This is a genomic window from Burkholderia sp. MR1-5-21 (assembly GCF_053427715.1).
Genome location: NZ_JBSAXD010000010.1, coordinates 21,439 through 31,791 on the forward strand (window position 1 = coordinate 21,439; position 10,353 = coordinate 31,791).

The window sequence follows — 10,353 nt, forward strand, 5'->3', positions numbered from 1 at the left end:
CGCAGCGCATGTCGACGTGCGCGGGCGATGAGTTGCCCTCGACTCATTCCCGGCCAGCAGTCGGCGACCATCGACTTCACAGTCGCCGGCAATGCCTCCGGTGCGACGTCGGGAGGCAAGGAGATGGCAATCAATTCGAAGGTGTCCGTCATTCAGGAGATCCACGAGGCACATGTTGTGAAACCTTGACTACGTTACTGCATTCCTGCTGGAGGCCCATACAGCATCGCGCGTTTCTCAACGCTCGAAACGAATGGGCCTACGCATTCGACTGCATCGCCCGCTGTGCGTGGACGCGCACAATCAATGCCCGAGGAGGCGGTTGCCCCACCGCACCGGCTGGGCCGGTGCGATTGTAATTCGTGCTGCGGCGGATGCTCGGGATTGGTGAGCGCGCTCCATTCCGCCGCTGCGGCCTCAGAAGGTACGAGCAGCGTCGACGGGCGGCTCTCGGTCAGCCACGCGTCATCGAAACGCGTTGCCGAGCGTTGGTTCACATCGTCGCAACCGGGGGGCAGCGCCACATTTCATTCATTATTCTCTCCAAATACAAAGAATGCGATAATTCTGACTATGAAATCATGTCAGACTGCCTCCCCGGCAACCGCTCTGAGCCCTGGAAAAATGATGGACGCGTGACAGAATGGCCAGCAAGACACTCCAGCGCCTCATGGAAGACGCTCGACGCGGAGAGCCGCTTGATCCTCAGATGCTGCGCGACAGCGGCATGAGCGCCCAACTGACCACGTATCTGGTCAATGCCGGATGGCTGCAACGCCTGTCGAAAGGGGCTTATCTGTTGACAGGCGACGCGCCCACGCGTGACGGGATCCTGGCTTATCTGAGCCGACGGGTTCACGGACTGCATGTCGGTGGCAAGACGGCCCTGGATTGGCACGGCGTGCACCACAACCTGAATTTTCGGGAACACGTCGTTCTTTGGGCCGACCGCCCGTATGTGATGCCTGACTGGGTAGACGAACACATGCCCTATACGCTGCAGACGACGCGCTTGTTCGAGATGAGCCTGTCGCAAGGAACGGGGCTGTCGACACTCCCCGATCTCGATCCCTCGATTCTTGTTTCCGAGCCCGAGCGCGCCCTGCTCGAACTCGCGAGTGACGTAGGCAAGCGGCGCGAGAAGGGGCAGTCGCTGGAGGAAGCCATCCATATCGCGTCATCGCTGCCCAATCTCCGCCCGGACGTTCTCGACGGACTGCTTTCGAGCTGTACGCGCGTAAAAGTGGTCAAGCTGGTGCGTGACCTGGGTGAGGCCAGTGGATTTCCTTGGGGCCGCAATCTGCAACGACATGTCGACCGGCTCGGGGTCGGCAGGCGCTGGACAAGCAGCCGCAAGGGCGGCCCCCGACTCAACCTGAAAGCCTGACGAGCGTGTTACTTCAGCAGCTGCGCCTGTCCCAACAAACGACCGATATGTTGCTGTCGTTCCCTTTGTGCTGGCGACCGCCCAGACGGATTTCACACACCCCGCTCGGCGGTCAAAGGCGGCGCCGCCAACGACCGCATTTTTTTGGTTCATCGCGGAATTCCGGGGAACGCGGCGCGGATCTTTAGGAAGAAGTATTCCTCGTCGCGGTGTCCGGAAGTACGGGGGGCAAATCCAGTGCTAATCCGATTCACAATCGAAAACTAGGCCATCGCCCCCACCCACCACGGATAGATTCGGCCACACGCGAAACTGCAAGCCCCCCGGAGATAGTAGTCGCAGCGCAAGCTGAATAAATCTGTACGCCGTGGCGCTTTTGTATCGATTGGAGGTCTTCGCTGACTCTGAGGGACGTCGATAATTCATTGCATCCGAGTAATCTACGGCCAGTGCGCGAACTTTGGGCGCCGCGCCAAGATTCCTCGATGAATGCCCGCCCTTTGAAATCCTCCGCCCCGGTCAGGCCTGCTCACTCGCAGCTTCAGAAAGTTCAGCGATTTTTGCGAGGATGGCCTTCGCACATAGTTTATGCAGCGACCGGACGAACGGGTTTGTCCGGAGAAAGAGCGCTTCGCCGAAGTAAATCGGGATCTTGGGTGCCGAAGGAAGGCGCTGTATCGAAACACGACGATTACTTTTCGTATAACACCAGGAAGGAATGACCGCGAAGCCCAGCCCTTCTTCGACGCATCTCATTACGCTTGAGCTTGCAGAGGTTGATATAGCCACCTCTGGTGGCCGTCCCTCGCTCGTGAGGAGGTCGATCGCAACGTTACGTAGTAATTGCCCTGGCTCGTGCGTTACAAAGGGGCGCCCTTCGGCCCACTTTGCAATCTGTGCCTCATCAGTCGGACCGTCCCATCTTGTTGGATATACGAGTGCGGGCTCGTAGCTACATATCATGTGCTGCGGTACTGCCTGCTCACCGAAATAACGCTCTGTCAGAAACGCATCAAGCCGCCCTTCCTTTACAAGGTCGGCAAGCGCGGTGTCTCTCTCATAACAGATAATCTCAACGGCGGGATGCAACTCCCGGAAGTCACGCAGCACATTCGGCATCAGATAGTAAAATATTGCGTGCGGCATGCCTACGCGCACGACGGGACGCTCCTTGTCGATAAGGCTGCTCAGCCGCGCAAGCATCACGTCGAACTCGGGCTCCAGAAGCTGGTAGAGGCTGACCCCGCGTGCGGTCAACTTGATTGCCTTGCTTCCTCGCTGCGCGACAACAAGTCGCTCTCCGACCAGTTGCTCCAGGCGACGCACGTGATTTGCAACGGATTGGTAGGAGAGATTTAGCATCCGCGCCGCTGCAGAATAGGTCCCTTCTCTTGCCACGAGGAAGAATGTCTGGGTCAGACTAAGACTAACCTCACGCATGTTATGCCATTCCTGATCAATCTAACCATTCGAACCGTACTGAACGGCGGTTGATCGGTATCGTGAGAGAGAATGGGACGTCACAATGGCAATTGCGTCGTCATTGTTCTATCTGCGAATCAGGGCAAGCCGGACTCAACCACCGTGAAGCCCTCCATGGATCATACCGCATCGGAAGCCACCCCAAGTGGCCCACACGGCTTACGGATTCGCGGCTATCTGCAGGTGAAACCACCGCGACCCAAGGTCCGGTCCGCCGTCGATTGTGCGGGAGGTGGCCCCACGATAGGCGTCACACCTTGCGACCAGCGATGTCGCCAATCGTTTGCGTCAGAGCAATGTCACCGTGCGGATGCCACAAGTTTAGATCGATTGCGCCTGGATGGCGGCGGAGAACCATCGGATCATTCCAACGACATCGAATACCGGCAAGCCAGTTGCGGCGCGGATCGCGTGGGCGAAGGGTGGCATGTTTGTACATTCAAGAACGATGGCCCCCACATCCGGATGGGCCACCGTCAGCGCCTTTGCTGCATTCACCATTTCTTCCTCGAGAGCGAAAAAATCCGACTCGGATGGTGACGCAAGGTCCGTATAAATCTTTCTGAAAAGGCTGTCTTCCGGCATACCCACGATGGGCGTCTTTGGGTCGACGCCTACGGCGGCGAGGTGACGCTCGCTCAGTGCCCCCTTGTTGAAGGTCAATATGCCAACGCGCTTACCCTTCGGCAGCATTCGATCCACGAATGGAACCTGCAGGAGCGAGCTGGTTGCTACTGGCACCGGGAGCGCCTCCGCTAGTTCCTGCTGGAACAGGGCGAGAAACCCACAGCTCGTGGTGATCCCCCGCACACCCAGGTCAATCAGCTCATGCGCGGCCTCTATGAACGATTTAAGCAGCCCCCTGCCCTCGTCATCGATAACACGACCCGGCGTCGCACCACGTACGATCTTGAACTGAAGAGGAATCGACCAAGTCACACCGTTGCCGATCTCCCCGGGAAACCGCATAAATCGCGTATCCAACATCAGGACCCCAAGGGTCAGCCCGTGTACGACTGGCCGTTTTACGGCGTGGTGACTGTTGTTCATAGATTTAGCTCACGGAATAGAGTTCCAGACACTGCAACAGTGTCGATTGCGATTCGCTGCTGAGACGAGCAAGCGGCAGTCTGACTTCGTCTTCCATGAAACCAGACAAAGCAAGCGCTACCTTCAGCGAAACCGGGCTGCTTTCGGCACCCAGCGCTTGGATGAGTTCAAACATACGCTCATGCAGCATCAAGGCCCGTTCCATGTCTCCCTGTCGCCACGCCGCGTACAACTCCAGCAGCTCCCGAGGAATGAGATTCGAGGCTACGCTAACTACGCCATCAGCGCCGACCGCGTAGAAAGCCAATGCAAGACTATCGTCGCCACAATGAACCACAAAGTCATTTCCGCATTTCAGCCGCAGCTCCGTCACCCTGTTCAATTTTCCGCTGATCTCCTTGATGCCAACGATGTTGGGGTACTGAGCTACAAGACGCGCCGCAGTCTCTGGGGCAAGTTCTGTACCGGCATGCCTGCAAACGCAATTCACCATGACGGGTAGGCGAGCCGCAGACGCAACCGCAGCGAAGTGTTCGAATAGTCCGTCCTGCGCCGGCCTGTTGTAGTAGGGTGTCGCCACAAGCAGACCGTCGACTCCAAGGTCTGCCGCCAACTTTGCCCGGTAGATCGCCTGCATGGTGTCGTTAGAGTCGATGGAAGCCAAAACGAAGGCGCGCCCCTTAGCGCTCCGAACCGCCACGCGAATCGCCTCTGCGGTCTCGGATTCTGTCAGTGTCGCAGCCTCTCCGCTCGCACCGGCTGGCACAACCCCGTGCACTCCGAAGTCGAGGAGGCGTTCAACATGCGCCTCGAGCGCATGTGTATCAAGTCTTCTCTCCTTGAAAGGTGTGACCAGGTCGGTGAATACGCCGGCGAACTTCACTTTCCAGCTCTGTTCCATGATCGCCCTTTAGCACGATTCAGTGTCCGGATATCTGATGTCAACTAGATCTGCGGCCGGCAGAAGCAATTGTCGCCAGACCGTCCGGATCCAGTTCTTCAGCCGCGGCTAGCGCCATGACGGAAACGGGCCTAATGGGCCATCGCAGAGACGTCCCGTCAATCTCGGAAGGCGAAAAGCAGGCGCTCCTCTCGGGAGTCGCCCGGCCTGCCGCGTGAGCGCAGAAGCGGCCCTGACATAGCCCCATCCCGACGCGCCCGACGAGCCGCAATTCGCGTAGCGATTGCAAGTTCATTGTTGTGAGATCCCCTCCGCTCACCCTCTCGCATCGGCAGATAACCGTATCTTCGGTGATCTGCACCGACGGCTTTTCGAACAACCGCCAGAGCGAGCGCTGGAAGAGTCCCGCGAAGTCATGCTGCGCAGGAGGTTCTCTACGGACGACACCGGACATCCTTTCCAGTATCAATCGTGCCGCCTTCCGCCCCTCTTTGATGGCGGCATCGGCACCCAGTACCCGGTTACAGTCTCCCACCCGGGCGACAACCAGTCCATGCACGTCGCTTGTCGGGATCTCGCGATCGTTCCTGACAAGACCATCATGCAGCACCAAAACGTCCACAACATATTCAGCGTCCTTCAGCCCGCCGTCGGTCGTCTGGACGACAAGCTGCCCCTTTTCGCGGCGCACCGTCTTTGCCCGGATTCCTGTCCGATAGGGGACGCGGGCGTTCCACAACGTCCCGAAGTAGCCAAGCGCTTCAACGATCTGCTTCTGCCCCGTGGCCAAGCCAAGGACCGCTGCCGGACTTGTCAGCACGTTGTGGAACGGTCGTGCGGCCTCCAGAATGGCGACTGGCGCGTTCCCGAGTTCCACCAACTGCGCTCCCAGAGCGATTGGCAGCGGCCGACTGGCAGCGATGAGAATCCGTCCACGCGGCGCCTCCCCGCTTTCCTTCATCTGCACCTGGAGACCACCCGCCGTTACCACGCCAGGGAAATTCCATCCTGGAACGTGAGGCACACGCTCCGTGGCACCCGTTGCAAAAAGTATCGCCCCAGTCTTGACCAGTTTTACCTGATGGGTCGGTCGATGATCCACAAGGCAGATGCCATCCCCGTCGATTCCGAGACAGACCGCTTCGGTGAGTAGACGAATCCGGCCCGCGAGCCTTTCAAGCTCGCCCTTTAGGCGAGCCCAGTTCCTTTTGTGCCTGGCCGGCATCCTGACCGTGCTGGAGCCACCGTCATGCGCGGCCCGATGAATGGCACCTCCGGCCGTTGGTCGTTGCTCCACAAGAAGCACCCTGGCGCCTCGATACGCCAATTCGATCGCGGCAGCGGTACCGGCCGGTCCGGCGCCTACGACAAGAACGTCATATACAGAGGACATCTTCATCTCAAAAACCAGAGGTCACAGTGGAAGGTGTGGCGGGTGTCAGGCAAGACTCGACCTGCGAGGCCCCGTTTACGGATACCAAACATCCTTGGCATTGACCGATTCCACAGAAGAAGCGTGCTGCACCACCGTTTGGCGTCGGACCAAAGTCCGTGACACCAGCGCGTCCGAGCGCAACGGAAAACGTTTCGCCATCCTTATATTCGACCCGCGTTTTGTACCAATAGAAGAAGCTCATTGCATCTATCCGCTTGTGTTAGCTACAGGTGTCGTACGGGTGAATGCGTCGTGGCCCAGTTTGGGTTTTCGTTAGCCAGATTGGCAAAGCGTGCCGGAGACAACTGACTGATATCAAGCGGGCAGGTCTCGCCCAGAACGATTCCGGCAGCAATTTGCCCCATAAGAGGTCCGAGACAGATACCGTCACCCTCAAAGCCCGTTGCGATGGTGAGTCCTTCAATTGACGGATGGGTGCCGACGATTGGCATACCGTCGACACTCGCGGTCCGTACTCCGGAAAACGTGCGGATGACCCTGCGCCGTGCAAGCGGTGGATAGACAGCTAATGCTTGCTTCAGTATTGTCGAAACGTGGTTGACCGTAGTCTCGCGGTCCCCGAGTCCATCTTCGCGTGTTCCGCCGATGAGGAATTGTCCGGTATATAGCGGATCGATGACCAGACTGACCGGGGCACGTTTGGATGCCGAGACGTCGCGCTTGGCAGCGAGGTACGCCGCAGACATCAGCGACCCAGAGAACGCAGGCTGGTTGTCGGTCGCTCGATCCGTGATGACGATTTGCCCCTTTCTCGGCCGGAGGATCTCGCCGAGTCCAACCAGGTCTTTCGAGCCCAGACCTGCCGCAACCAGGACAGAGTTGGCCCCGAGGAATCCCGTATCCAGTTCCACACCAACTGCCCTCCCCTGTTCCACGCGAATCTTGCGCGCAACCGCGTCGCGAATCACGCGCGCACCCGAGAGGCTCATTATTTGATCCACGATCCGGTATCCGATCGCGTGCCCGTCATCTGGCACGGAGACGGCCGACACGATCGAGCTTCTTCCAAGACCGGGAATCACCCGGGCCAGGTCGTCGACATCCAGCCGATCAACCCGCACCCCCGAGTTGAGTAGATCAGTCGCGTGCAGCGACAGGACTTCCGCCTCGAGGTCGTTGCGCGCAAAGAGGAACGCCGGGCGCCTGTGAAAGAGACCCGAAAGAACCCCAGTGCGTTCGAGCTCAACATAGAAGTCTCGTGCGCGTTGCGCCACATCCATCAAAAAGCCAGGCTTTTTGCTGCCGACAGAGACAGCGCCGTCGGAGGCACCGGACGCGCCTGCCATTGGCGTCTCCGCATCGAGCACCGTCACCGCATGTCCCGCCTGGCTCAGAAAGTAGGCTGCAGACGCTCCAACGATTCCAGCTCCTATCACGATGACGTGTACGCCTGATCTCATTGCTCTTGCCATTCCGTGTGCCCGTTAGCCTCCATCCATGGTGACTCAAGCTTATCCGGGCAGCCTCACTCCCAGTTGACGATAGTCTGCGCAGTCGGCTCGAACTCGCGCGCAAGCTCTTGCGGTGTGCGTCCGGCCCCGACCAGTTCCACCATATGCGCCCGAAATTCCGCTGGGTACGACGTACGAGTCTTGCCCATTTCGGGGCCTCCTCTTAAAAAAAGAATAGGTGTCCGTTTTCGCGGATCAACTGCACATCTGGGAACAACTAGCCTCAGACTTAACCTTAACGGCGAGCTCACGCCACAAAATCAACCCTTCAACAGCCAGGCGTTGAAGCGCGCATACATGGCGTCCTTGTTGGCCCCCCACCAGGCATCATCCAGTTGAATCATTTTGGCGAAATTGCTCGGATATGTAGGAAGCTGTTTCGCACGAGCGGCATTAATGGACTTGTAGGCCGACGAATTGGTCGGCCCGTAAGCAAGATCGTCCGTGTACAGTGCCTGGAGCGCCCCGTTGGCGCAGAAGCTAATGAACTTCTTCGCTTGCTCAGCACGCGGATTCCCGCGAGGAATTGCCCAGCCCTCTAGGCCATACTGGCCACCGTTCCAGATAATCTCTACTGGAGCTCCATTGTCAATGGCTGCCTGCGCGCGCGCATTACTGGTTGGCAGAATATCCACCTCGCCACTTTGAAGCAACTGTGTCGTTTGGGTGAAACTTGTCCACCACACCGCGACATCCTTCTTAATGGTGTCAAGCTTTCGGAACGCGCGGTCGACATCCAGTGGGTAGAGCTTTTTTGGGTCGACGCCGTCCGCAAGCAGAGCGCCTTCAAGTGATTGAATTGGATTTCTAGGCATCGCGCGGCGGCCGGGATGCTTCTTGAGGTCAAAGAAGTCGGCCCAGCTCGACGGACGCGTCTTCATGGTATCGGTGCGGTAGGCAAGGATGCTGCCATACACGTTCGTCCCCATCCAGTCGTTCTGGCGCGCTTGAGGAATGAGTTGATTCCACTCGGGACCGGACAGATTCAACGGTTCGAGCAGTCCAGCCGTAGACAGAAGCCGGCGGGAGTTCAATGAAAGCGAGACCACGTCCCAAATATAGGAGTGAGCCTCTACTTGCGCCTTCATCTGGCTGCTCGGCTCTGCGTCGCGCGACACCGTGACCAGTTCCGCTCCCGTCTTTCGGAACGGCGCATAGAAGGCCTTACCGAAGCCAATGGTATAAACGCCGCCGGGATCAGCCACTGTGATCTTGTCTGCAGCCCATGCAAATCGACCACCAATCAGTGAAGCCCCAACTATGCCAAGACCGTTCGCCAAAATGCGACGACGAGACGGGCTATTCAGAATCCGAAGATACTCCGACATATCGATTTCCTTTCCAACCCTATAGGAAGAGCGAGGACATACAACCTGGGAAGACTCCACACACCGCCGGCGGCTTCGCCGGCGACGTACTTTCTACTTCCAATAAGCGATCAACCGGCTACCGGGTTTCGAGCAGCAGCGGCGGCTTGCCGGAAGGCATTTTCGATGAGCGATCCGTCGTATCCCGCCGAGACCAGATGAAATCCATCGGCCAGCAGCTCAGACGCTCGCACCGGGTTTGCTGCGTAAGCGCACGCAATCTTTCCATGTTGACGCGTCTTTTGAACGATTTCCTTCATGGCGCTCCGCACGGCGCTCCCATTTGGGTCTAGCGTTCCGTTTGACAAAGCAATCGACAAGTCACCCGGCCCCACCAGGATTCCATCGAGACCTGGAACGGCCAAAATATCGGCCAGATTCTCCAGGGCGCCGCGGGTCTCAACCATGGCGATCAAAGCCGTCCGATCATTGGCGCCGGCGAGAAAGGTCGTTCCATGATCAATCCCGGCAAGTTGCATCGCTCGACTCGGCCCCCAACTGCGGCGACCCACAGGCGGATATTTGACCTCGTCGACGAACCGCTGAGCTTCCTCGGCAGAGTTGATCATCGGTGCGACCACGCCTGCGGCCCCCATATCCAAGGCGCGCGCCGCCAGCGCTGTGGCTCCCACGCCGACTCGAACTAGCGATGGAATCCCGCACAGAGTTGCCTCGGTAATCCCGGCCTGCAGCGAGTTCCAGTCATGGAGGCCATGCTGAGCGTCAAGCAGAACGGCGTCAAATCCCGCACGGCCGAGCATCCCAACGACCACCGGATCCGCAACCTCTGACCATCCAAGGAGCCCTTGCTCCTTCTCCGATAGCATTGAACGAAGGTCTTTTGAGACGATCATCAGCGTGTCTCCATTCAAAGGATGGCGACCGGCAAAAGCTCGACGCGATATCCTTCGTCTGCCATCCGTACCTCTGCGCAAGCACGCGTGGGGGTGGAGCCTTGAACAACCCAAGCGTCCCATACCTTGTTGAAGCCATCGTAGTCATCCATCGTCTTCAGCCAGATCGTGATGCTGACGACCTTTTCGCGGCTCGAACCTGCTTCCTCAAGGAGCTTGTCGATCTTGGTAAATGCTTGTTGAGCCTGAACTTCGATTCCGGCGCTCTTGTCATCGGCAACCTGGCCGGCAAAGAAAATCGTGCCATTGGCAATGATGGCCCGGCTTCTGCGGGAGTTCTGATCCAATCTCTTCATTTTAATTCCTTCATTCTTGGCCGCAACGCGGCGATTAAGTGGGAAAACC

At 58.3% G+C, this 10,353-nt stretch carries 10 protein-coding genes and 1 pseudogene; 1 reads left to right on the forward strand and 10 read right to left on the reverse strand.

Annotation, left to right across the window (positions count from 1 at the left end; translation table 11 throughout):
* Nucleotides 1-643 precede the first annotated feature (643 nt).
* Nucleotides 644-1,387, forward strand: a complete 744-nt coding sequence (locus ACV229_RS15565) for a type IV toxin-antitoxin system AbiEi family antitoxin domain-containing protein (RefSeq protein ID WP_448084002.1) — start codon at nucleotides 644-646, stop codon at nucleotides 1,385-1,387.
* Between the two features lie 519 nt (nucleotides 1,388-1,906).
* Here ACV229_RS15565 and ACV229_RS15570 read toward each other — a convergent pair.
* The 10 genes and pseudogenes from ACV229_RS15570 to ACV229_RS15615 all read right to left on the reverse strand — a co-directional run bounded on the left by ACV229_RS15570 (nucleotide 1,907) and on the right by ACV229_RS15615 (nucleotide 10,304).
* Nucleotides 1,907-2,827: a LysR family transcriptional regulator gene (locus ACV229_RS15570; protein WP_448084003.1), complete on the reverse strand. Its 921-nt coding sequence runs from the start codon at nucleotides 2,825-2,827 to the stop codon at nucleotides 1,907-1,909.
* A 363-nt stretch (nucleotides 2,828-3,190) separates the two neighbouring features.
* A complete protein-coding gene (locus ACV229_RS15575; RefSeq protein ID WP_448084004.1) occupies nucleotides 3,191-3,919 on the reverse strand; it encodes an aspartate/glutamate racemase family protein in 729 nt (242 codons plus the stop codon).
* Between the two features lie 4 nt (nucleotides 3,920-3,923).
* Nucleotides 3,924-4,820, reverse strand: coding sequence for a 4-hydroxy-tetrahydrodipicolinate synthase (dapA, locus tag ACV229_RS15580; protein WP_448084005.1), 897 nt, complete (start codon nucleotides 4,818-4,820; stop codon nucleotides 3,924-3,926).
* Nucleotides 4,821-4,860: 40 nt separating this feature from the next.
* On the reverse strand, nucleotides 4,861-6,219 hold the full coding sequence (locus ACV229_RS15585; RefSeq protein ID WP_448084006.1) for an FAD-dependent oxidoreductase: 1,359 nt from the start codon (nucleotides 6,217-6,219) through the stop codon (nucleotides 4,861-4,863).
* A gap of 1 nt (nucleotide 6,220) precedes the next feature.
* Nucleotides 6,221-6,457, reverse strand: coding sequence for a 2Fe-2S iron-sulfur cluster-binding protein (locus tag ACV229_RS15590; RefSeq protein ID WP_448084007.1), 237 nt, complete (start codon nucleotides 6,455-6,457; stop codon nucleotides 6,221-6,223).
* A gap of 22 nt (nucleotides 6,458-6,479) precedes the next feature.
* Entirely contained in the window at nucleotides 6,480-7,688 is a 1,209-nt protein-coding gene (locus tag ACV229_RS15595) for an NAD(P)/FAD-dependent oxidoreductase (protein WP_448084008.1), read from the reverse strand.
* A 59-nt stretch (nucleotides 7,689-7,747) separates the two neighbouring features.
* Nucleotides 7,748-7,876 (reverse strand): annotated as a pseudogene (locus ACV229_RS15600) (transposase); the annotation flags it as partial.
* A gap of 111 nt (nucleotides 7,877-7,987) precedes the next feature.
* Nucleotides 7,988-9,055 (reverse strand): ABC transporter substrate-binding protein, encoded by a 1,068-nt coding sequence (locus ACV229_RS15605; protein ID WP_448084009.1) that lies wholly within the window; start codon nucleotides 9,053-9,055, stop codon nucleotides 7,988-7,990.
* 110 nt (nucleotides 9,056-9,165) lie between these two features.
* On the reverse strand, nucleotides 9,166-9,948 hold the full coding sequence (locus ACV229_RS15610; RefSeq protein ID WP_448084010.1) for an HpcH/HpaI aldolase family protein: 783 nt from the start codon (nucleotides 9,946-9,948) through the stop codon (nucleotides 9,166-9,168).
* Nucleotides 9,949-9,962: 14 nt separating this feature from the next.
* Nucleotides 9,963-10,304: a RidA family protein gene (locus ACV229_RS15615; RefSeq protein WP_448084011.1), complete on the reverse strand. Its 342-nt coding sequence runs from the start codon at nucleotides 10,302-10,304 to the stop codon at nucleotides 9,963-9,965.
* Nucleotides 10,305-10,353 lie beyond the last annotated feature (49 nt).

Excerpts from the sequence above, each read along its gene's own strand:
- ACV229_RS15565 (WP_448084002.1), top strand. The coding sequence starts at position 644 with ATGGCCAGCAAGACACTCCAGCGCCTCATGGAAGACGCTCGACGCGGA.
- ACV229_RS15570 (WP_448084003.1), bottom strand. The coding sequence starts at position 2,827 with ATGCGTGAGGTTAGTCTTAGTCTGACCCAGACATTCTTCCTCGTGGCA.
- ACV229_RS15575 (WP_448084004.1), bottom strand. The coding sequence starts at position 3,919 with ATGAACAACAGTCACCACGCCGTAAAACGGCCAGTCGTACACGGGCTG.
- dapA (WP_448084005.1), bottom strand. The coding sequence starts at position 4,820 with ATGGAACAGAGCTGGAAAGTGAAGTTCGCCGGCGTATTCACCGACCTG.
- ACV229_RS15585 (WP_448084006.1), bottom strand. The coding sequence starts at position 6,219 with ATGAAGATGTCCTCTGTATATGACGTTCTTGTCGTAGGCGCCGGACCG.
- ACV229_RS15590 (WP_448084007.1), bottom strand. The coding sequence starts at position 6,457 with ATGAGCTTCTTCTATTGGTACAAAACGCGGGTCGAATATAAGGATGGC.
- ACV229_RS15595 (WP_448084008.1), bottom strand. The coding sequence starts at position 7,688 with ATGGCAAGAGCAATGAGATCAGGCGTACACGTCATCGTGATAGGAGCT.
- ACV229_RS15605 (WP_448084009.1), bottom strand. The coding sequence starts at position 9,055 with ATGTCGGAGTATCTTCGGATTCTGAATAGCCCGTCTCGTCGTCGCATT.
- ACV229_RS15610 (WP_448084010.1), bottom strand. The coding sequence starts at position 9,948 with ATGATCGTCTCAAAAGACCTTCGTTCAATGCTATCGGAGAAGGAGCAA.
- ACV229_RS15615 (WP_448084011.1), bottom strand. The coding sequence starts at position 10,304 with ATGAAGAGATTGGATCAGAACTCCCGCAGAAGCCGGGCCATCATTGCC.